The sequence below is a fragment of the Actinomyces sp. oral taxon 175 str. F0384 genome (assembly GCF_000223355.1).
GTDB lineage: Bacteria > Actinomycetota > Actinomycetes > Actinomycetales > Actinomycetaceae > Actinomyces > Actinomyces oris.
Genome location: NZ_AFUR01000001.1, coordinates 1,237,322 through 1,259,209 on the forward strand (window position 1 = coordinate 1,237,322; position 21,888 = coordinate 1,259,209).

Below are 21,888 nucleotides of genomic sequence, written 5' to 3' on the forward strand. Positions count from 1 at the left end.
CGACTGTAGTTCTCCATGCCGGGAGGAGCCAGCGCTGCTCAGCGGTCATCGCGTGAACCGCTCTGGCCCTCGCTGTCCTTGGGTGCGTCCTGTTCGGTCAGGACACCGTCGTGCATCGCCAGGACCCGATCGCATACGGGAAGCAGCCGCTCGTCATGAGTGACCATCACCGTGGCCTTGCCCAGCTCGTGGGTCTGGTCCGCAAGCAGATGAGCGACATCCTGAGCCCGTCGGGTGTCCAGGGAGGCCGTGGGCTCATCGGCCAGGATGATGTCCGGGTCGTGGTAGAGCGCCACCGCGATGGCGGCGCGCTGACGCTCGCCCCCGGAGAGCTCCGAGGGGTAGGCGTGGGCGCGCTTCGTGATGCCGAGTGAGTCCAGCAGATGGTCCCGTCGGTCGGTGTCGCCCTGCGTTCGTGCCGCTCGGTCGTGCAGGCTGAACTGGTCGTTGAGCCTGAGGAAGGGAACCAGCCCCGAGGCCTGGAGGACGAAGCCGATGCGCCGAAGTCGGAGCCTGGCCCGCTGCTTCTCCGGCAGGCTGGAGAAGGGCTGACCGGAGATCGTCACGGTGCCACTCGAGGGAGTGCGCAGGCCGCCCATGATGGTCAGGAGCGTGGACTTCCCGGAGCCTGAGGGCCCCAGGATCCCCACCAGCTCGCCAGCGCGCAGCGTGAGGTCCGTGCTGCGCAGGGCGTGAACGGTCTCATCGCCCTGACGGTAGTCGCGGGTCACCGTCTCCAGGGACATGACCGGGGTTGCCGCTCCACTTGCTGCTGCTGATGCGGTCATGAGATGGCCTCCACGGGATCGATGCGGGAGATGACCCGGACGGAGATGAAGCCTCCGATGACGGAGATGGCGATGAATGCCGTGACGATGAGCAGGTCCAGGACGGCGGAGATTCTGAAGGGCACGGCGCGGGGGAGGACCAGGGACGTCGCCATCGTCAGAAGCAGGCCGATGCCGATGCCGGCTACCGACAGCACGAGGGTCTGGGCGCATCCGGAGCGGATGAGGTAGCCGGTGGGGACGCCGCGGGCTTTGAGGATGCCCAGGACCGGTCTCTTCTGCAGCGTCAGCACGTAGATGAAGATGCCCAGAACCGTGGAGGCGATGATGATAAGTGAGCCGATCATGAGGCTGAAGGTGAGGACCTGGGCCGAGTAGCCGGGGAGCGTGCGAACAAGCTCCTCGGTGGTCAGGATCGTCAGTCCTGCGTCCTTGGCGGACTGCGTGGCCTTGCTGTCGGCGGTCAGGTCGGAGGTGAAGACGACGGCGGAGACGGCGGGGGACAGGCTTGTGGGGCCGTGCTGGCGCAAGGCCCGGCTGTCCATGGTCACCACGGGAGCCGCCTGGAAGGTGGTGTCATGGGTGAACCCGACGACGGTCCAGTCGTGGTCAGAGCCCAGCAGCCGGAGCGTGTCACCAACCGCGAGTCCCTTGGTCTTCAGCGAGTCGTCGACGAGGACCTCGCTATCGGGGGTGGAGATCGCCCGCCCGTCGGCCACAGGCGGACTGAGCTGTCCGTCCAGATCGATTCCGAAGGCGAAGACGTCCTCACGCAGCGCCTCACCGTCCTCGTCCTTGACGTCTGGTGCCTGGGCAACAGCGGCCGTGCTCATCAGGGCGGAGGCCGTGGTGCCGTTGTCCTTGGCCAGGGCCGTGGCCGCTCCCAGCTGCTTGTCGCTCAGACGGGAGGCGGAGAGGTTCTCGTTGGAGGCGTCCGTGACGGCGACGCTGGCGGTGTTCCAGCCGTCGATGCCGGCGCGGTAACGGTGGGCGAGGCCCACAGCCAAGGAGGCCAAGAAAAATGTGAGGTAGGCCACCAGGGTGATGACGGAGATGATGAGCGTGAAGCGCACGGGTTCGTGGCGGATCTCGCGCAGCGCGAGGAACATGGGGCTCCCTGAGGGATAGTCGACAGCGGGCCGGCTGGCGCACTCCGTGAAGGCTACACGCCGCGAGAGGTTCGCGAGGTCGAGGGTTCAGGGGTAGCGCTCACCTGAGGGGTGGCGACCAGGCAGGACGCCGTCCAGTTCCTGCCGCGTGTCGCGGGAGAGTGTCGCTCCTGCGAGAATGACATAATGTGCATTATCGGCGTTCGGCGAGTGGGGCTTGTTCTCAGGAGCGCTGTGCGCGGCATCGGGTCCGGGACATCCGGTCGGCGGCGACGTCCCTCAGTCCGGCACAATTGTGCGTGTGACTGGAAGGGCTGCTGGAAACAACCCCGCCGATGCGCATGACGTCATTCGCGTCGTCGGGGCTCGTGAGAACAACCTGCGCGGTATCGACGTCGTCATCCCTAAGCGCAGGCTGACGGTCTTCACTGGCGTGTCAGGCTCGGGCAAGAGCTCGCTCGTCTTCGCCACGATCGCCGCCGAGTCGCGCCGTCTGGTCAATGAGACCTACCCGGCTTTCGTCCAGGGGTTCATGGACACCGGCGCACGTCCCGACGTCGACCGTCTGGAAGGACTGACGCCGGCGATCGTCGTGGACCAGGAACGCATGGGATCCAACCCGCGCTCAACGCTCGGTACCGTCAGCGACGTCGGAGCCCTCCTGAGGGTCCTGTACTCGACGCACGGCGTGCCACACATCGGCTCACCTCAGGCCTTCGCCTTCAACGTCCCGTCCGTCACCGGTGGTGGTGCGCTCACCACGCAGCGCGGCAACCGCAAGATCGTCGAGCGCAAGACATTCACCGTCCAGGGCGGGATGTGCCCGGCATGCGAAGGCACGGGTCAGGTCTCAGACATCGATCTGAACCAGGTGCTCGACGAGACGCTCTCCCTGAATGACGGTGCCATCACCGTCCCCGGATACGCGGCCGGCGGCTGGCAGGTGCGCAGCTTCACTGAATCCGGTCTCTTTCCGGCAGATGTCCCGGTGGGCGTCTTCACGCCCCAACAGAGAGACGATCTGCTCTACAAGGAGCCCACGAAGATCAAGGTCGGCGGCATCAATGTGACCTACGAAGGGCTCGTTCTCAGAATTCGGCGGTCGATCCTGTCCAAGGAACCACAGGCGCTGCAACCTCATATCCGCTCCTTCGTGGAATGGGCCGTCGTGTTCGGAACCTGCCCGCAGTGTCATGGAACCCGCCTGTCCGAACCTGCCCGTACCTGTTTGATCGACGGTAAATCCATTGCTGATGCCTGCGCCATGCAGATCTCGGATCTGGCGCAGTGGATCACTCGTCTTCAAGGGATTCTGACCGGTGCCGCTCCCCTGCTGGATAATCTGAAGGACATGCTGGACGCCTTCGCGCTCATCGGGCTGGGCTATCTGTCACTGGACCGCCCGGCCTCCACGCTCTCGGGCGGTGAGGCTCAGCGCACCAAGCTCGTGCGCCACCTGGGCTCGGCCCTCACCGATGTCACCTACGTCTTCGATGAGCCCAGCATCGGCCTGCACCCGCATGACCTCCACCAGATGAATGAGCTGCTGCTGTCACTGAGGGACAAAGGAAACACCGCGCTCGTCATCGAGCACAAACCCGAGACCATTTCGATAGCCGACCACGTGGTGGACATGGGGCCGGGAGCGGGAACCCGAGGAGGCCGGATCTGTTTCGAGGGAACGGTCGAGCATCTGCGCGGCTCCGGCACTCTTACCGGACGCCACCTGGCGGACCGGATGCGAATCAAGAACAGCCACCGCTCCCCCACGGGAAGAATCGAGATTCGCGGCGCCAGCACGAACAATCTTCACGACGTCGACGTCGATATTCCCCTGGGAGTTCTCAGCGTCATCACTGGAGTGGCCGGATCCGGCAAGTCGAGCCTCATCCACGGCCACCTCTCCCCCATCGATGGCGTGGTGACGATTGACCAGGCACCGATCAAAGGCTCCAGGCGCTCGAATCCCGCCACCTATACCGGGCTGCTCGACCCTGTTCGCAAGGCCTTCGCCACAGCCAATAAGGATCAAGGTGCGAAACCCGCGCATTTCTCGGCAAACTCCGACGGGGCCTGCCCGGTGTGCGGCGGAACGGGAATCATTGAGACGCAGCTGGGCTTCATGGAGACGGTGGAGTCCCGATGCCAGGCCTGTGACGGGCGGCGTTTCAGGGACGAGGTGCTCGCCTACCGCTTCGCTGGATTCAGCATCGCCGATGTCCTGGACATGAGCGTCGAGGCGGCACTCACCTTCTTCTCCCAGGGCGAGGCTCGTCTCCCCGCGGCAGCCAGGATCCTGTCACGGTTGAAGGATGTGGGGCTCGGCTACCTCCACCTCGGCCAGGCCCTGACCACCTTGTCCGGTGGTGAGCGTCAGCGGCTCAAGCTCGCCGTCCACCTGAGCCAGGAAGGCTCCGTCATCGTGCTCGACGAGCCGACCGTCGGACTGCACCCGGCCGACATCGAGGCCATGCTGACGCTCCTGGATCGCCTCGTGGATAGCGGCCGCACCGTCGTCGTCATTGAACATCACCAGGCCGTGATGGTTCACGCCGACTGGATCATCGATCTTGGCCCTGGAGCGGGCCATGACGGCGGCCGGGTCGTGTTCACCGGAACGCCGGCGCAGATGGTGGCGGAGCGAAGCACACTGACGGGGCAGTACCTTGCCCGGTATGTCGAGGAGGACAACGACCATGCCCCCGAGTGAGGCGCAGGATGATGGACGTGCCGACGCGGCACGTCCCTACCGAATCCGTCCGGCAACGATGGCGGACTCCCCCGCGATCCGCCAAATCCGCAACGCCGCCGTGCGGGAGTCCCTGGCCATCTGGACCAGCCTCGGGCAGAGTCATGGAGAAGCCGAAACCTGGCTGGCGCCCATGGTGCAGCGCGGAACGGCTCTCGTCGCTCACGTCAGTGGTGAGCCGCAGGACGTCGTCGGCTTCGCGGTGGCCGGTCCCTGGCACTCCTACGAGGGCTACGCCCGCACCGTGGAGGACTCGATCTACCTGAGCCCTGCGGCGCAAGGCAAGGGACTTGGTGCCAGGCTCCTCGCCGCCCTCATCGAGGCCTCACGGCGGGCCGGGGACCGCACGATGATCGCTCTCATCGAGGCGGGTAACGCCACCTCGGTGCGCCTGCACGAGCGCTATGGTTTCACCACTGTCGGCACTGTCCCGCAGGCCGGCGAGAAACATGGTCAGATCCTCGACCTGACCCTCATGAGCCGTTGCCTGAAAGGACCCACCATGTGCTGTGACCAGATCAAGCCCGCCGACAGCCACCGGCGGGTCGATGCCGACCAGTCCATCCAGCTCCAGCCCGAGGAACCCGCCGTCACCCAGTGGCAGGTCAGCGCCACCGATGACCTTGTGGCGCACCTGCTGAGCCTTGTCGGCACGCCCCAGGGACGGCCGGCGATCATCGCCGTCGACGGGAGGGGCGGATCGGGCAAGACCACGCTCACCACGGCGCTGGCCGCAGCCGTTCCCGGCGCGCAAGCCTTCCACCTGGACGACCTCATCTGGAACGAGCCGCTCTACGACTGGGACCAGCTGTACGTCGACACCCTGACTCAGCTGCGTCGGGCCGGCAGCCTCGACCTGGTCCCGGACAAGTGGCGCGAGCACGGCCGCGAGGGCTCCATCCGGATCCCAGCCGGCGCTCCCCTGGTCCTCGTCGAGGGGACCGGGGCGGGTCTGGCCGCAGCGCGCAGCCTCATTGACGCGCACGTATGGGTTCAGACCGGCGACGACGTGGCCGAGCGCCGCGGCATCAAGCGGGACATCGCTGAGGGAGTCAACGGCGACGCCGAGGAGTCGGTGCGTTTCTGGCACTGGTGGATGGCCGGCGAGCGCCTCTTCTTCGCCAAGGACCGACCCTGGCGGCGCGCAGACGTCATCGTCTCCGGTGACGCGCCCTCCGGTGTAGGCCCAGGAGAGATCGCCTGGACTCCGGGGCCGCTCCTGGCCGGCTGAAGCCCGACTCTTCGCCGCTCAGGGCGGGGCCGTCAGTCCCCCAGCGCGGTCCCCACGGCGCGAGCGGCCTGGATCCACTCGTGGTTGGCCGGAACGAACTTGGTACGTCCGGCCACCTCCTTGAGCGGCACCAGCTCCGTGCCGTGACCGCGGTCGGCGACCATGACTCCGAAGTGGCCCTCCGCAATCGCGTTGGCTCCGGCCACGCCCAGGCGCGTGCCCAACAGACGATCCGCTCCGCAGGGCGAGCCGCCGCGCTGGACGTATCCCAGGATGGACACGCGCGCCTCCAGCCCGGTCAGGCTCTCCAACTGCTCGGCCAGGGTGAAGGTGTTGGCGCGGTGAGAGGCCTCCAGACGCTTGACGCCCCGCTTGGCCATCGCCTTGCGCTCGGGGCTGGAGGCGTCCTTGACCAGGGCGCGGGCGTGCTCCAGCTCGGCGTGATCCGTCACGGACAGCGCCCCCTCGGCCACAGCCACCACGGAGAAGGACGACCCGTGGGAGCGGCGCCGCTCGATCTTGTCCGCGATCGCGTCCACCGAGTACGGAATCTCCGGCAGCAGAATGACATCCGCTCCACCTGCGATGCCGGCGCCCAGGGCCAGCCAGCCGGCCCGGTGCCCCATGATCTCGGTGAGGATGATGCGGTGGTGGGAGTGCGCCGTCGAGTGCAAGCGGTCCACGGCCTGAGTGGCGATCTCCAAAGCCGTGGCGAAGCCGAAGGAGGAGTCGGTGTGGACGATGTCGTTGTCGATGGTCTTGGGCAGGTGGATCACGTTCAGGCCAGCATCCATGAGGCGTTTGGCGTTCTTCGCGGTCCCTCCCCCGCCGAGGCAGACCAGGGCGTCGATCCCGTCCTTCTCACAGTTGTCCACGATGGTGGGCACCATGTCCCGGGGCTCGCCGTCCACCATCATCCGATGCACCTTGTCCCGGCTGGTTCCCAACATGGTTCCGCCGGTAGTGAGGATCCCGGACAGGGCAGCGGGGTCGAGCTCAGTGAAGCGGTTCTCGGCCAGGCCGCGCATGCCGTCCCGGAAGCCGACGAGCTCCCAGCCGTGCTGCTGGATCGCCGCCTTTCCGAAGCCTCGGATCGCCGCGTTGAGTCCCGGGGCGTCGCCGCCCGCCGTGAGAATGCCGATGCGCTGAGCCATGAAGCCAAGTATGCCGGTCCCCGCTGGTCCGCACAGGCTGTAGGCGCCGGTTCCGCTGATTCCGGCGATGCGAGGCAGGCTGGTCGCTGAAACGGATCGACGACACCGCGTTAGACGCCAACCGGTATCATCATTACCCTGATCGCGTCGATGCCGGGGAACCCAGTGGGAACCCATCAGAACCGGGACACGACGAAAGACGAGCCACAAGGAGACCACAAGCATGGCAGACCGCGCACTGCGAGGCATGACCATTGGCGCGAAGTCGATGGAGTCGGAGGACGGCGTCGAGTTCGCCGAGCGGATGATCGTCAGCTACGAGTGCCCGATGGCGCACGTCACCAAGATCCCGATGTCCACCGAGGCCGAGGTGCCTCCCACCTGGGAGTGCCCAGAGTGCGGCCAGCTCGCCGCCCGGCGCGGCGAGGACGAGCCCGAGCCCGACGAGCCCAAGAAGACCCCGCGCACCCACTGGGACATGCTCCTGGAGCGCCGCAAGGTCGATGAGCTCGAGGTTCTCCTCAACGAGCGCCTCGAGGCGCTGCGCAGCGGTGAGGTCTACCGCGAGCGGGTCAGCGGCTGAAAGCCGTCAGGAGCGCTTCTGCCGCGATGAGCTCGTCGGACGCTGCTGCTGGTAACCGGCGGCGGCCCGACGGCGCTTGTCGCGGGCAGCGCGCAGCCTGCTCCCGGCGACCTTGGCCGCATCGAGCAGCTGGCCGGAGCGCTTGGCCACACCCCAGCGGGTCACCAGGGACAGCTCCTCGGTGAAGATACCCCCCGAGAGCTTGGACTGCCCGGCCTCCCGCTCCAAGAAGGTGATCGGCATCTCCACGATGCGTCCGCCGATCTCGTCAACCAGCTTGGTCATGTTGACCTGGAACCCGTAGCCGAGAGCCTCGACCTTCCCGAGGTCCATGCGGCGCAGGATCGAGGCGCGGAAGACCCGGAAGCCCGCGGTGGCGTCCTTGACGCGCAGCCCCAGCATGGCGTTGATGTAGAGGTTCCCGGCCTTGGACAGCGCCACGCGCTTGGCGTCCCAGCCCTCGGTGGCGCCGCCGGAGACCCACCGTGAGCCGATGACGAGGTCCGGCTCGTCGGCCATCTCAGCGCGCTGAATGAGCAGGGCCAGGTCCTCGGCGCGGTGGGAGCCGTCGGCATCCATCTCCACGATGAGCTCGTAGCCGGCGGCCAGTGCCCAGGAGAACCCGGCGAGGTAGGCCGGGCCCAGCCCGTTCTTCTCCGAGCGGTGCAGGACATGGATGTGGGAGTCCTCGTCCGCGCGGGTGTCGGCGTAGTCGCCGGTGCCGTCGGGAGAACCATCGTCGACGACGAGAATGTCGGCCTCAGGAGCGTGCTCGCGGACCCGGTCCAGTGCCGTGGGCAGGGACTCGATCTCGTTGTAGGTGGGGATGACGACGAGTGCCTTCACTTCTGTCTCCAAGGTTGGGGTCGTGTGGCGCCGAGGCTAGTGGCTGCGCCTTGGGCGCACGTGGCTCAGGATACCGGCTCCCACCAGTGCGCCTGCACCGGCGAGGAGGACGATGCCGGGGGCGGCACCGAGCCGGTCGGCGACGGTCTGCGAGCTGCGCAGCGGAACATCTGCCACGAGGCTCGCCTGAGTGTAGGGCCGGGTGACCTGCTCGACCTCACCGCGGGGATTGATGATCGCGGTGTAGCCGACGGTGGAGGCCTGGATGACGCTGCGGCCGTGGACCACGGCCTGGACACGGCCCTGAGCGAGCTGCTGGGCGGCCTCACCGGAGTCGAGGAAGGAGGCGTTGTTCGTCGGGATGATGATCGCCTGCCCTCCCTGTTTGATACCGGTGCGCAGGGCGTCGTCGTAGGCGACCTCGAAGCAGATGCCCATGGCGAAGGTGACGTCCCGGCCCTGGGTGACGGCCGGAACCGCCAGCGTGCTGGGGCCGGTGCCGGGCAGCATGTCGATACCGACCCGGTCGACCTGGGTGGTCAGACGCCGTACCAGGGAGCGGGAGGGGATGTACTCCGCGAAGGGCACGGGCCGGTGCTTGCGGTAGTAAGGATGAGCCGTCTTGCCAGAGACGTCTCCGGGATTCCAGACGAGGACGTCGTTGTAGCGGATGTCGTCGACGACAGGAACTGCGCCCACGAGCACCGGCGCCTGGACCGCCTGGGCGGCCTCATCGACGATGGTCGCCGAGGCCGGGTAGTCGCGAGGGTCCAGGTCAGCGGAGTTCTCCGGCCAGATGACCATGTCGAGGCTGCCGGGGCCGACGTCGGCGGCCAGCTGCTTGGTCGCCTTGGCGTGGTTACCGGTCACCTCCAGGGCCCGGTTGAAGGCGTCCTCGAAGTCGGTGGCCACATTGCCCTGCACGGCTCCGACCCGGACGGTGCCGTTCTCAGCGCGCGTCTCCAGTGGCAGCGTCCGCGGCGCAACGAGCACAGCCGCTGCGATTGCTGCGCAGGCGAGGACCGGCATGGCGCGGCGCTCGTAGACGGATCGAGCCGCGTGAGCGAGGCATGCGGCCGCCAGCGCCACCAGCAGGCCCACCCCGGCGCTACCGACATAGGCCGCCGCCGGCAGGACGGAAGCATCCGCCATGGCGAAGGCCAGGCGCCCGAAGGGGAAGCCGCCCAGCGGCCACACTGAGCGCAGCTCCTCGATCCCGGACCACAGCAGGGCGAAGAAGAGCACGCCGGCCGCACCGGCCGGCACACGCCGGGTGAACCGACTTTGCCCGGCAGTCCCCTGGAGCAGTGGCAGACGGCTCACCAGGGACCAGGCCCCGCCGAGTACGGCCAGGTAGAGGGACTCGAAGAGCGTCAGCGCGATCCAGCCGATCGGGTTGCCCATGCCCACCATCGTGAAGTGCAGCAGAGGAGTGAACAGGCCGAAGCCGTAGAGCAGTCCCAGACCGGTGCCCGCCCAGAAGCGGCGGCCGCGGATGAGGAGCATGAAGGCCCCGACCCCGATCAGGGCCGACCACCACAGGTTCACCGGGGGGAAGGCGGCGTAGGTGGCCAGGCCCGCCAGCAGCGCCACCGCCGCCGGGGCTGATCGACGAAGCCAGCCGGGGGACCGAGAGAGCATCCGGGAGGGCAAACGAGAGGGCACTGTCACGCGGTGAAGCATACGGGTATGTTGATGGTTAACCTTTGTGACGGCGGGCCAGTGCGTGATGCACGGGCTGCCAGGCCAGGGCCAGCAGGGTGCCGATGACGGCTCCGATGAGGCAGGACATGGCTGTTCCGGTGATCCAGGACAGGACCGGGTTGTGGGTGAGCTCCTCGGCCCACTCGATGGCGTGGTGCAGCGGGTGGAAACCGACCTTGGCGAGGTTGGCCGCCAGGATGTGGCCGCCCACCCACAGCATTGCCACGGTCCCGATGATCCCGATGCCGCGGAAGAGGGCCGGCGCAGACGTCACGATTGCACGGCCCAGGGACCGGATGGCGCCGGTGCGGCCCTGTCCGGCCAGGTGCGCGCCGGTGTCGTCGAGCTTGATGAGGGCCGCCACCAGGCCGTAGACGGCGAAGGTGATGAGCAGGGCAATGAGGACCAGCACGATGATGCGCCTCATGGAGGACTCCCCCTCCACCTCGGCCAGGGCCAGCAGCATGATCTCGGTGGACAGGACGAAGTCCGTGGTGATGGCCTGACGGACGATCTGGGCCTCGTCGACGGAGCCGGACTCCACCTCGGCGTGAGCAGCGCCGCCGAAGCGCTCCAGGATCTTCTCCCCGCCCTCGAAGCACAGGTAGGCGCCACCGATGACGAGCGCCACCGGCAGGAGCCACGGAGCCACGGCCGTCAGCAGCAGGCCGATCGGCAGGATGATGAGGAGCTTGTTGCGCAGCGAGCCCAGCGTGATCTTCTTGATGATCGGCAGCTCCCGGTCCGGGGTGATGCCGGTGACGTACTGGGGGGTCGTGGCGACGTCGTCGACGGCGGCCGCCGAGACCTTCGCCGATGTCTTGACGGCCATGGAGGCCGTGTCGTCAACGGTGGACAGCGTCAGCTTGGCGAGCGTGGCGATGTCGTCGAGAAGGGCGAAGAAGCCTGACATGGGGGCAAGAGTCCTGTCGTCCGGAGTATCGGCTGGAACGAGAGTACTAGCCGCCGCGTCACACGGCCGACCAGCTCACCACTCCCCTATTGAGATCCAGGGAGGCCTCGGCGGCGCGCATCGACAGGTCAGTGACCGCCCTGGCCTGCTCGGGGCTGGCATCCGGTGGTGGTGAGAGGCTCGCGATCTGCCCGACGACGTCGAGCAGCTGCTTGCACCAGCGCACGAAGTCCCCAGCCGTCAGCTCTGTGGCGTCCAGGATGTCCGCCAGCTGAGCGCCATCGCACCAGGCCTGGACGGCCCCGGCCAGTGCCGGCTCCGCGCCCGAGGAGGCCTCGATGCGGGCCAGGGACTCCAGGTCGTGGAGCCGGTGCGAGACCCCCAGCTGTGCGCGCAGGCACTGGCCGAGCCTGGTCCCGGGCGCCACGGGCAGCCCGATCGACTGTGCGCTCAGTCGCGGCTCATAGACGCAGGCGCTCAGTGCCCCGGCCAGCTCCGCGGCGCTGAGGTCCTCGAAGACTCCCGTGCGCAGGCACTCGGCGATGAGCAGGTCCCGCTCGGCGTAGATCCGGGCCAGCACCTTGCCAGCGCCGGTGACCCGCAGCTCGCGCTCCGGGTGGCCCCGGTCCACGGGGTGCAGATAGCCCAGCTCGAGCAGCACCTCGCAGACGGCGTCGAAGAGGCGGGCGATGGTGCCGGTGCGGGTCTCGATACGCCGTTGAAGGCGCTCGGCCTCGGCCTTGGCCCTGGACCACTTGCGGCCCACCCGGGCGTGCTCCTCCCGGTCGGGGCAGCCATGGCAGGGGTGGGAGCGCATCTCGTGGCGCAGGCGCTCAAGGTTCTCGATCGCACTGTCTCGGCGGGCCTGCGCGCGGCTGGAGCGGGTGCGCGTGCGCTTAGCGCCCTCTTCCAGGTCCCCGGCGCGCAGTGCGTCGATCAGACGCTGAACGAGCCGGTCCCGGTCCCGGGGCCGGTGCGGGTCCACCGAGTCCGCCACCCGCAGCGCGCCCACGCGCATCACCCCGTCCGGTGCCGTGTCCGGGGTCAGGGCGACGACTCGCCCATCCTCCCCCAGCACCGTGATGGTGGGGGTCCCGGTCCGGTCGGCACCGACTTGAAGGACGATGCCGTGGCGGCGGCGTCGCCCCTTGCGGAAGACGATGACGTCACCGCGTCCCAGTGAGCTCATGGTCCGCCCCGTCTCGCTGCGGCGCGCCGCGGACTTGTCCCGCGACAGGTCCGCCTCGGCGTCGGCGATGGCCTGGCGCAGGGAGGCGTACTCGCGGAAGTCACCCAGACGGCACGTCATGTCCTTCTCCAGGCCCTCCAGGCTGCGGCGCTTGCGGCGAGCCTGAGCAGCCAGCTCCACGACGCCACGGTCGGCCTGGAACTGGGCGAAGGACTGCTCGAGCACCTCGCGCACCCGCATCCGCGGCATGCGCTCAAGCAGGTTGACAGCCATGTTGTAGGTCGGACGGAAAGCGGAGACCAGCGGGTAGGTGCGCCGGGAGGCCAGCGAGGAGACCGTGGCCGGCTCGACATCGTCAGCCGCCAGCACGACGGCGTGGCCCTCCACATCGATGCCACGTCGCCCGGCCCGCCCCGTCAGCTGGGTGTACTCCCCCGGGCTGAGGGTGACGTGGGCCGAGCCGTTCCACTTGCGCAGCGACTCCAGGACCACGGTGCGGGCGGGCATGTTGATCCCCAGCGCCAGGGTCTCGGTGGCGTAGACGACCTTGACCAGGCCCGCGCTGAAGAGCTCCTCCACTGTCTCCTTGAACACCGGCAGCAGCCCCGCGTGGTGGGCCGCGACGCCGCGCTCCAGGGCGTGGGCCCAGAAGTGGAAGCCGAGGACCCCCAGGTCGCCGGAGGGGATGTCAGCCGTGCGCCGCTCAATGACCTCCCGGATTCGGGCCGCCTCGGCATCGGTAGTCAGGTCCACCCCGGCGCTGACCACCTGGTGGACGGCCTGCTCGCAGCCCGCCCGAGAGAAGACGAAGACGATCGCGGGCAGCAGGCGCGTCCCCTCCAGGGCCGTGACGACCTGCAGTCGCGACGGCGGCTTCAACCTGGCTGTGCGGGCTCCCCCCTCGCCACGGCGAGGAGCCCGTCCGCCCCGTGCGGAACGCTTCCAGGGCTGTGTCCCTCGAGCCGAGCCTCCGCCGCGGCCGCGGTAGCCATTCTTGGAGGCGCCACCGGAGGCAGCGGCACGCCGGGCCTGCTTGACGGCCTTGAGCAGCTCAGGGTTGAGCGGGGGCTGCCCCGTCCGCTCCGCCTGCCGCTCCAGGTCGGTCTGCTCGGACTGGTCGAGCCGGTCGGACTGCTCAGGTGCCTCTGCGGGGTGGGAGTACAACGGCAGCAGCCGGCGTCCGACCATCATGTGCTGAGTCAGCGGGACGGGGCGCTCCTCGGAGACGACGACGGCGGTCCTGCCACGAACCTGGCCGAGCCAGTCGCCGAACTCCTCGGCGTTGGAGACCGTGGCGGACAGGGAGATCACCTGGACCTCAGTGGGCAGGTGGATGATGACCTCCTCCCACACCGGCCCGCGAAAGCGGTCGGCCAGATAGTGGACCTCGTCCATGACCACGAAGCCCAACCGATCCAGGTCACGCGAGCCCGAGTAGAGCATGTTGCGCAGCACCTCGGTCGTCATGACCACCACGTCCGCGTGAGGGTTGACGGAGGTGTCACCGGTCAGCAGCCCCACCCGTTCCTGACCGTGGCGGGCCACGAGATCCAGGTACTTCTGGTTGCTCAGGGCCTTGATGGGGGTGGTGTAGAAGGTCTTGAGCCCCCGGGCCAGGCCCAGGTGCACGGCGAACTCCCCCACCACTGTCTTGCCGGCGCCCGTCGGAGCGGCGACCAGCACGCCCTCTCCCCGCTCGACGGCGCCGCATGCCTCCTCCTGGAAGGGATCGAGGGGGAAGTCGTAGCCCTGGGCGAAGCGGGCGAGCTCACTGCTGGAGGCGGCCTGTCGACGTCGAGATGCGGCATAGCGCTCGGCTGGTGAGCTCATGGCAACACCCTACGGGCCCGATCAGCCCGGAGCCGGTAGGAGCAGCCCGACGGCGTCGGGGACGGCCTCGAGGCGCAGGGGCAGCTCGGCCAGCGGCTCGCCGTCGGCGAAGGGGTGAGGAGGCGGGCGTAGGCCCCAATCACGGCCGGTTCGCTCAGTGAGCGACTCAATGGTGACGGTGCGGCTGCGCTCCACGTGGACGGCCGGGTCGGTCAGGTGCGTGCCGCGGAAGAGCCGGCGGAAGAGGGTGAGCAGGTGGGTGCGGCCCACGGGATCCAGGCGCAGCACCTCCAGCAGGCCGTCAGTGGGGTCGGCCTGGGGCGCCAGGTCCATGCCGCCGCCGACGTAACGGGTGTTGGCCACCGCCAGCAGAAGCGCCGGCCCCTCCCAGGTGCCTTCGTCGGTGGTGACCCGGTAACCGTAAGGCGCCAGCGTCGCGAGCTCGGCGGTGAAGGCGCGCACGTAACGTCCTTCGCCGGCCGGCCAGGAGAGGGTGTTGGCGCGGGCGTTGACGGCGGCGTCCACCCCGGCGCTGACCACGGCCAGGGACCAGCGACGCTGCGGGGCGAGCAGAGTGCCGTCGGGGCGGGAGGCGTAGATCGCGTCCACCGCCGTGATGGCGCCCTTCCCGGACAGCGCCTGGTTGATGAGGCGGGCGGAGGCCGCTACATCCCTGCTGGGCAGACCGAAGTGCCGGGCGATGTCGTTACCGGTGCCGGTGGCCACGATGCCCAGGGGCACACCCGTCGTGGCGACGATATCCACCCCCAGGTGGACCATGCCGTCCCCGCCGACGACCACCAGTGCCTCAACATTCCGATGCGGCCCGTCCCCCAGGAGGGCCCGTCCTGCGTCACGCGCCTGCTCGTAGGAGCTGCCACGGACGTGAAGGACCTCGTGGCCGGCATCGGTCAGGATCCGGCGGGCGACGTCGTCGGCGGCCGCATGACGGCCTCGACCCGAGGAGGGGTTGGAGAGCAGAGCGATACGCATCGAGGCAACGGGTGCGACAGGTCAGCAGGGGCCGGGTGATGCACCTGACTACTCGGCCAGGGCGGCCTCGAGCTCGGCATCGAGCTCAGCACGCTTCTTCTCCACCCGTTTGTCATGCCTGATGGAGATGAAGCAGGCCAGGAAGTACAGGCCGGCAATGGGAACGGACATGAAGACCATCGACCATGGATCCGGCAGCGGGTTGGCAATGGCCATAAAGGTGACGATGCCCATGATGGCCCAGCGCCAGCCCTTGAGCATGGTCTTTCCCTGCATGAGCCCGAGCATGTTGAGGGCGACGAGGAGCTCGGGCAGGAGGAAGGCGATCCCGAAGACGAGGACCAGCCTCATGACGAAGGACAGGTAGAGATTCGCCCCGATCACTCCGGCAGTGGGGCCGTCAGGGATGAAGCTGGTGAGGATGGAGACCGCGTGCGGCATCACCCAGATCCCCAGGCCGGCGCCGGCGAGGAAGAGGAACAGCCCGGCCGTGCCGTAGGCCCAGGTGTATGCCTTCTCCTTGCGGGTCATGCCCGGTCCCACGAAGGCCCAGAACTCGTACATCCACAACGGTGAGGACAGCAGAACTCCCAGCCAGATCGACACCTCGAGCTTCATGTCGAAGGAGGCCAGGATCGTGTCGAAGTTGAGAGTGAGGTGCGCGCCCTTGGCATTGGCCTGCTCGATGGGCCGGGTAATGAGGGCGAAGGCCCGCTCGTAGACCAGGTAACCGACGACCGTCATCACCATGACGCCCGCGGCGGAGACGAAGAGACGCTGGCGCAGCTCGCGCAGGTGGTCCCCGATGGACATGCGCGCCTCGGGGTTGTCCCTGCGCCTCGATCGCTTGATCTGAGGGAGCTTGGGCACCGCGGCCTCCTTCATCTGCAGGTCACCGGCTCTGGCCGGATGACATCACTTCTGGGATGAGCCCTCGGCGCTCTGAGCGGTCTGGCCGGACTGGGTGGGCTCGGTGTAGTAGGTGCCTTCCTGCGGCTGCTGAATCTGAGCCTGGGAGTCCTTGGAGTCGTCGTCGCGCAGCTCCTTGACCTCCTTCTTGAAGACCTTCATGGACTGGCCCACGCTGCGGGCGATGTCAGGCAGCTTCTTGTAGCCGAACAGCAGGATGACGACGATGAGCAGGAAGATGATGTGCGACGGCTTAAAGAGGTTCACGGCGCTGCTCCTTGTGGTAGGGGCTATCGATACGGGCTGAGTGTAGCCTCCCTGGCGGTAGCCTCAGAACGAGGGTCCTGACGGTTCTCCCCAAGGCGGACGGGACAAGGCTCAGCAGTCGTATGAGGTCAGAGCCTGTTTAGCTGCTGCTGCCGCCTCTTGGGCGAGCTCCGGGGGCTCCACCGCCACGAGATGGCGACCCGCTGAGAGGACCAGGCCGATGAGCCAGGAGCGATCGCGTCCCTCAACGACCACCCTAAGGTTGTCGTCCCCGGTCTCCTCCTGGGAGAGGCACGGGACCTGCTCGGCGAGCCAACGGCCCGTCGGTTGGAGAACCAGCGTGGCGCGAGGTTTGTTGCCCGCATAGTGATCGGCCGCGGGCTGCTTCGTCCTGCGTGAGGCGCGATGCCGCACGGACGGGGCGTCGAGCGCCTCAGCCGAGGTGATCCGGTCCAGGCGGAAGCTGCGCTCGGCCTGGGCACTGAGGCACCAGCCCACCAGCGTCATATGTGATCCATCACTTTCCAGGGTGATGGGATCGACGTCTCGCTCCGAAGGGGTGTCGGTGGCGGAGACATAGACCAGGTGGAGGCGCCGTCTGTCCTGTAGAGCGGAGCGCACAACGGCCAGGATCCGGGACGTACGGCTGGAACGTCCTGCGTGTGCGGGCCCTGGGCCGGTGGTGGTGACGGTTTCCGGATCGGCGCGCGCGTCGGAGTCCTCGGAGGAGGCACTAGAGCTGAGCAGGGCGGTCACCGCCTGCTGGGTGGAGGCGATGACGGGTGCGGAGGCCTCGTCGTCGGCCAGGAGGTCGGCGAGCACCCTGAGCGCCATGAGCAGAGAGATCGCCTCTTGCCGGGTGAGCCGAACCGGGCGGTCCAGCCCCAGCGGCTCGGACAGGCGCAGGCGCCCGGCCTCGAAGTCCGCGGCGTCGAAGTCCACAAGGTCCCCGTGCATGCCGCCGGGCAAGCCGGAGACCCACAGCGTGTTGACGTCGCGCTCAATGACGGCCCGGGTGACGCCGAAGTGCTCGGCGGCCTCCGCGACGGTCACGCCGGGGTGCTCCGCAACCCAGGCGGGCAGCGCCAGCAGTCGCGTGAGCTGGTCGGAGGCGGATACGCGAGCCATCGTCACTCCCCCTCCGGTGCCGCGAGCCCAGCCGCGCCTTGCAGGTGGGATAGGACCGCCTGGCGCAAGGAGTCAGGGACGAGAACGACAACTGCATCGCCAAGAGCGGCCACGGTCCCGGCGAAGGAGAAGGGATCCTCGTATTCGACAGCGATGAGATCACGGCCTTCCAGGTGCGCGGGCAGAGCAGGCAGTTCTGCCTGCAGGGCCTGAACCGGATCGAGGTGGGCTCCGGCCAGACGCAGTCCCAGAGCCCGTCCCGGCAGGGCGGCGAGCAGTGCGCGCCGGCGGCTGGGCGCCTTGGCGGGAAGCCGGGTGAAGGCTCCGGGGCTCCCATGGACGGTGACTGAACCGGCGATGCGGGCTAGGCGGAAGGTCAGCAACCCGACGGTGGTTCCTTTCGCTTCCTCCGGTTGCCTGCTGGCGTCTGGGCGGTGGGCGCCTGCCGGCTCGACGGCGTCGAGGTACCAGGCGCCCTCGGCCAGGCGCAGGTGGTGCGGCTCGACAGTGCGGGCCCGGGTGCTGCCCGAGCGGGCCGAGACGTAGTCGAAGGTGACCAGGCGGCGCTCGTCGACCGCGGTGATGAGCTCCTCGGGGATCTCCTCACCGGACAGGTCCGCGGTGAGGACCGGCAGGCCGGCGGAGCTGCTGCCGGTCGGTCCCTCACTGACGGCACGCAGCTTGGTCAGGGCCCGCCGGGCCGTGGCGGGAAGATCGCCGTCGCGCCAGGCGGATGCAGCCAGGCCCAGGCAGGCGGCCTGCTCGGCGCTCAGGTGCAGCGGGGGAAGGGTGTAGTCCTCCTCGATGATCCGGTACCGGGGCTCCTCGGGGCGTCCGGTGGTGGTCACCTCGATACCGAGCTCGCGCAGCGTGTCCTTGTCCCGCTCGAACTTGCGGCGAGCCGAGAGCGGATTCGTGGAGGGGTCCGCCAAGCCGTATCCCGGCACACTGGCCACGAGCTCCTCGGCACTGAGACCGGTGGTGGTGTTGCGCAAGGTGAGCAGAAGGCTCACCAGGCGCTCCTCGGTGCTACGGGTCGACTGGCTCACGGTGCCCCAGCCTAGGAGAATCCAGTGGCTTGCGGCTGGTGACGCGCGCGCCCGGATAGTCTGCCGCCATGATGTGGCGCGATGGCGTAGTGACCGGGACGAGGACGGCATGGGGACCCGCGGGGCGATCCTGCGCCGAACTGGACGTGGAGATCGTCGGGGCTCCCAGTGGTGCGGACGGCCTGCTGCCCGGCCAGCGGATCCGCGCGGTCGCCTACGAGGCCCTCACCGGGCTGCCCGGCGCCGCCGAGCGGGTGAGGCTGGAGGTCTCAGCCCTCGACCGCGCACTGGGCACGGGCGGACACGCCATGGTCAGCTCTCGCCTGGACGTCCTGCCCCCCGATCCTCCGCGCGAGGGGCACCTCGTCAAGGCCCGCTACATGCCGGACCAGGTGATGGTCACCGGCGTTGACGAACAGGGCACGGCTCACCACGGCCTGCTGTCCCAACCGATCGGCAGCCTCCATCTGGAGGGGATGCCGGTGGTGGTGGCCGACCTGCACTCGAGCCTGCCGGCGGTGCTCGCCGGGCTGCGCTCCCCCGACGGTCAGGAGCAGCCGCGCGTCGTCTACATCATGACCGACGGCGGGGCCCTGCCCCTGGCCTACTCACGTGTCGTTGCCGCCCTGAGCCAGGCCGGGTGGCTGACCGGGACCATCACGGCCGGCCAGGCCTGGGGCGGTGACATTGAGGCGGTCAGTGTCCACAACGCGCTCCTGGCGGCCCGTCACGTCCTGCGCGCCGATGCCGCCGTCGTCATCCAGGGGCCTGGGAACCTGGGCACCGAGACGCCCTGGGGCTTCTCCGGGGTGGCCTGCGGGGACGCGATCAACGCCATCGCCACGCTGGGCGGACACCCGGTGGCCTGCCTGCGTGTATCCCAGGCCGATGCCCGCGCCCGCCACCGGGGCGTGTCCCACCACTCGATGACGGCGTACGGGCGGGTAGCGCTGGCGGGGGCCGACGTCGTCGTCCCCGACCTGGAGGGGCCGCTGGGGGTGCAGGTGCGTCAGGAGGCCGAGACCCTGTGCGCGCCCCGGCCGGGGGCCGGGCAGCACCGACTCGTCGAGGTTCCCGCCGACGGGCTCCTGGAGCTGTTGCGGGAGGCGGAGGCGCAGACCGGGGTCAGGCTGTCCACCATGCGACGAGGTTTGGATGAGGATGCAGCCGCCTTCATCGCCGCAGCGGCGGCCGGTCGCCACGCGCGCCAGATCCTTGACGAAGGAACCGCGCATGGCTGATCGAGACGGCCAACCGGGCGCGACGGCCCGCAGCGCGGTGCTGCCGACGACAGCGAGTCTGTCAGCGGCCTACGACTGGCAGGCCCGTCACCGCATGGTGCCGGGGCGAAGAGGCTGCTGGGCACACTACTCGATCCCGGTCGTGGATCTCGCCCTGGGGATCGTCTTCCTCGCCTTCGCACTGGAGTCGGTCACCTTCATCCTGCGCTTCGGCGGCTATGCCATCTATGTTGCGGACTTCGCCCTGTGTTTGGCGCTAGCGCTGACGCAGTTCGGACGGTTGCGTCTCCTGCGTGTCTCCTTCATCGCGACCTACGCCCTGCTGGCGGCCTACGCGATCCTCGTGGTCCTCTCCCCCGTCAACCTCGGCCTCAACCCGATTATCGCCACGGCCATCACCAGTCTCTACACCGTCACCCGCTGGGAGCCCGACCGGCGCTGGGGCACGGCGGCACTCCTGCTGGCTCTGGCCGGCGCCCTGGTCAACCCCGTTACCCTCGCCTCCTACACCCCGCCCTACGAATCAGACGCCGACCCGACGACAGGCTCCGGCTGGGACGGAACCATCCTCCTGGTCAGAGCACTCTCCAGCCTGGTCTTCGTCGGTGCCGTGGTACTCACCCACCTGCTGGCCTCCTCCCGGCGCCGGATCGCCGAGAACCAAGCCCTCGACGTCGGCATCGCAGCGGCCCAGGCGGTTGCGGCCGAGCGCCTCAGCCTGGCCCGGGAGCTCCACGACCTGGTGGGCCACAGCCTCACCACGATCAAGGTGCAGGCCGCCACCGGCCTGGCCCTGGGAGGCGAGGAACGGCTGCGCAGCACGCTGACCACGGTGCGTGACACGGCCGATGCCTCCCTGGCCTCCGTGCGCCAGCTCGTCTCCGTGCTGCGCTCCGACGCCGGCGAGATCACTCCCCTGGCGGACCTGCGGACCATCCCAGCCCTCATCGAGACCACCCGCAGCTCAGGGAGCCGGATCAGCGCCGTGCTTCCCGAACCGGAGATCCTGGATCACTGCAACTCGGCGTGGTCGGCAATACAACGTCTCACCCTCGTGCGTCTGGTAGGAGAGACCCTCACCAACGCCGTCAGGCACGGAACCGGCCAGATCGAGCTGAGCCTGACACTGTCGCAGGACTCCTGCCACCTTCACGTCGCCAACCCGGTGCCGGACGTCGCAGAGCACTCCCCCTTCGGTGGCAGCGGACTCGTCGGCCTCGAGGAGCGGCTCAGGCTCGTGGGCGGAACCATGACCCACGGCGTCCACAACAACGGGGACCACAGCTTCTTCACCATTGATGTCGACTTCCCGGTGGCGCCGCTCGAGCTGCCCGCGAGCGCCATGACCGCCGGCGAGACAGAATCAGGAGACTGCAGATGACGACCAGGACGACCGGTGTTATCAGGGTGGCTGTTGTCGACGATCAGCCGCTGCTGGTCAGCGCCTTCAGCGCTCTCGTGGCCGCACAGCCCGACATGGAGGTGGTTCTGGAGGCCGTCAACGGGCGTCAGGCCGTCGAGGGTTTGACCGCTCGAGCCACCGGTCCCCACGGAGGGGCCGACCTTGTGCTCATGGATCTGCGGATGCCGGTCCTGGACGGGGTCAGTGCCATTCGCGAACTGCGTGCGGCACCGGCCACCGCCTCGTTGCGGGTCCTGGTCCTGACCACCTTCGATGATGAGGACCTCGTCCTGGCGGCGCTGGGTGCCGGCGCCCACGGGTTCCTCCTCAAGGACGCCGAGCCGACGACGCTGTTGGAGGCGATCCGTGTCGTCGCCGGCGGAGGGTCCTGGCTGGATCCGGCCGTCACCGGAACCGTTCTGGCGCATCTTGATGCAGGTACCGGACCTGGTGCCCCGCCGTCGTCGGCCTCCCGGTCGGCACCGATCGATGGGGCTGTGCCCGTTGTGGGGGCGCCGTCGGGTCCCTACGAGGCGCTCACCGGTCGGGAGGACGCCGTACTCGCTTTGGTGTGCCAGGGGTTGAGTAACGCCAGTATCGGTGAGCGGCTCCATGTCGCCGAGTCGACGGTCAAGTCCCATGTCAAGACGATCCTGGGTAAGACGGGCTGCCACAACCGGGTCGAGCTCGTCATTTACGCCCTGACCACGGGACTCGTCCAGCCGCGGTAGCTCTCCTCCCCAGGGAGGAGACGGGAGTGTGGGAGCGGATGCGGACTGTATCCCTGGTGGGGATCCGTTGAG

18 protein-coding genes are annotated in these 21,888 nt (G+C 68.5%); 6 read left to right on the forward strand and 12 right to left on the reverse strand.

Annotated elements, in window-relative coordinates; genetic code table 11:
- Positions 1-38 precede the first annotated feature (38 nt).
- Positions 39-788 carry an ABC transporter ATP-binding protein gene (locus HMPREF9058_RS05220; RefSeq protein WP_004564909.1) on the reverse strand — a complete coding sequence of 250 codons (750 nt, stop codon included), beginning with the start codon at positions 786-788 and terminating at the stop codon, positions 39-41.
- Complete coding sequence (locus tag HMPREF9058_RS05225; RefSeq protein WP_009406417.1) at positions 785-1,897, reverse strand: ABC transporter permease; 1,113 nt, start codon at positions 1,895-1,897, stop codon at positions 785-787. The genes HMPREF9058_RS05220 and HMPREF9058_RS05225 overlap by 4 nt, the downstream gene beginning before the upstream one ends.
- Positions 1,898-2,198: 301 nt before the next feature.
- Between HMPREF9058_RS05225 and HMPREF9058_RS05230 the strand changes: the two genes are divergently transcribed.
- Positions 2,199-4,607, forward strand: a complete 2,409-nt coding sequence (locus HMPREF9058_RS05230) for an excinuclease ABC subunit UvrA (protein ID WP_009405991.1) — start codon at positions 2,199-2,201, stop codon at positions 4,605-4,607.
- Positions 4,594-5,877, forward strand: coding sequence for a GNAT family N-acetyltransferase (locus tag HMPREF9058_RS05235; RefSeq protein WP_009747479.1), 1,284 nt, complete (start codon positions 4,594-4,596; stop codon positions 5,875-5,877). The genes HMPREF9058_RS05230 and HMPREF9058_RS05235 overlap by 14 nt, the downstream gene beginning before the upstream one ends.
- Positions 5,878-5,909: 32 nt before the next feature.
- On the opposite strand, the gene HMPREF9058_RS05240 is transcribed toward HMPREF9058_RS05235, so the two are convergent.
- On the reverse strand, positions 5,910-7,031 hold the full coding sequence (locus tag HMPREF9058_RS05240; protein WP_009406111.1) for a 6-phosphofructokinase: 1,122 nt from the start codon (positions 7,029-7,031) through the stop codon (positions 5,910-5,912).
- Positions 7,032-7,254: 223 nt separating this feature from the next.
- Between HMPREF9058_RS05240 and HMPREF9058_RS05245 the strand changes: the two genes are divergently transcribed.
- Positions 7,255-7,614, forward strand: a complete 360-nt coding sequence (locus tag HMPREF9058_RS05245; RefSeq protein WP_004564902.1) for an RNA polymerase-binding protein RbpA — start codon at positions 7,255-7,257, stop codon at positions 7,612-7,614.
- 6 nt (positions 7,615-7,620) lie between these two features.
- On the opposite strand, the gene HMPREF9058_RS05250 is transcribed toward HMPREF9058_RS05245, so the two are convergent.
- The 9 genes from HMPREF9058_RS05250 to HMPREF9058_RS05290 all read right to left on the reverse strand — a co-directional run bounded on the left by HMPREF9058_RS05250 (position 7,621) and on the right by HMPREF9058_RS05290 (position 18,442).
- Positions 7,621-8,460, reverse strand: coding sequence for a polyprenol monophosphomannose synthase (locus HMPREF9058_RS05250; RefSeq protein ID WP_009406341.1), 840 nt, complete (start codon positions 8,458-8,460; stop codon positions 7,621-7,623).
- A 36-nt stretch (positions 8,461-8,496) separates the two neighbouring features.
- Positions 8,497-10,101 (reverse strand): apolipoprotein N-acyltransferase, encoded by a 1,605-nt coding sequence (gene lnt / locus HMPREF9058_RS05255; protein ID WP_009405415.1) that lies wholly within the window; start codon positions 10,099-10,101, stop codon positions 8,497-8,499.
- Between the two features lie 58 nt (positions 10,102-10,159).
- On the reverse strand, positions 10,160-11,077 hold the full coding sequence (locus tag HMPREF9058_RS05260) for a DUF808 domain-containing protein (RefSeq protein ID WP_009406308.1): 918 nt from the start codon (positions 11,075-11,077) through the stop codon (positions 10,160-10,162).
- 58 nt (positions 11,078-11,135) lie between these two features.
- The gene (locus HMPREF9058_RS05265) at positions 11,136-14,096 is read right to left on the reverse strand and encodes an RNA helicase (protein WP_009405623.1); all 2,961 of its coding nucleotides are present in this window, start codon (positions 14,094-14,096) and stop codon (positions 11,136-11,138) included.
- 21 nt (positions 14,097-14,117) lie between these two features.
- A complete protein-coding gene (locus HMPREF9058_RS05270; protein WP_009747252.1) occupies positions 14,118-15,089 on the reverse strand; it encodes a diacylglycerol kinase family protein in 972 nt (323 codons plus the stop codon).
- Positions 15,090-15,137: 48 nt separating this feature from the next.
- On the reverse strand, positions 15,138-15,959 hold the full coding sequence (gene tatC, locus HMPREF9058_RS05275; RefSeq protein ID WP_009747369.1) for a twin-arginine translocase subunit TatC: 822 nt from the start codon (positions 15,957-15,959) through the stop codon (positions 15,138-15,140).
- Positions 15,960-16,004: 45 nt separating this feature from the next.
- On the reverse strand, positions 16,005-16,265 hold the full coding sequence (gene tatA, locus HMPREF9058_RS05280) for a Sec-independent protein translocase subunit TatA (protein WP_009405957.1): 261 nt from the start codon (positions 16,263-16,265) through the stop codon (positions 16,005-16,007).
- A 111-nt stretch (positions 16,266-16,376) separates the two neighbouring features.
- The gene (locus HMPREF9058_RS05285) at positions 16,377-17,393 is read right to left on the reverse strand and encodes a YafY family protein (RefSeq protein WP_043537653.1); all 1,017 of its coding nucleotides are present in this window, start codon (positions 17,391-17,393) and stop codon (positions 16,377-16,379) included.
- A 2-nt stretch (positions 17,394-17,395) separates the two neighbouring features.
- Positions 17,396-18,442, reverse strand: coding sequence for a YafY family protein (locus tag HMPREF9058_RS05290; protein WP_175284672.1), 1,047 nt, complete (start codon positions 18,440-18,442; stop codon positions 17,396-17,398).
- Positions 18,443-18,510: 68 nt separating this feature from the next.
- Here HMPREF9058_RS05290 and HMPREF9058_RS05295 point away from each other — a divergent pair, with 68 nt between their 5' ends.
- From HMPREF9058_RS05295 to HMPREF9058_RS05305, 3 genes are read left to right on the forward strand one after another with little or no spacing between them, the layout of a single operon-like run.
- Positions 18,511-19,683, forward strand: a complete 1,173-nt coding sequence (locus HMPREF9058_RS05295) for a DUF3866 family protein (RefSeq protein ID WP_043537654.1) — start codon at positions 18,511-18,513, stop codon at positions 19,681-19,683.
- The gene (locus HMPREF9058_RS05300; protein WP_009747284.1) at positions 19,676-21,064 is read left to right on the forward strand and encodes a sensor histidine kinase; all 1,389 of its coding nucleotides are present in this window, start codon (positions 19,676-19,678) and stop codon (positions 21,062-21,064) included. Before HMPREF9058_RS05295 ends, HMPREF9058_RS05300 begins: the two co-directional genes overlap by 8 nt.
- A complete protein-coding gene (locus HMPREF9058_RS05305) occupies positions 21,061-21,816 on the forward strand; it encodes a response regulator transcription factor (RefSeq protein WP_009747241.1) in 756 nt (251 codons plus the stop codon). The genes HMPREF9058_RS05300 and HMPREF9058_RS05305 overlap by 4 nt, the downstream gene beginning before the upstream one ends.
- Positions 21,817-21,888 lie beyond the last annotated feature (72 nt).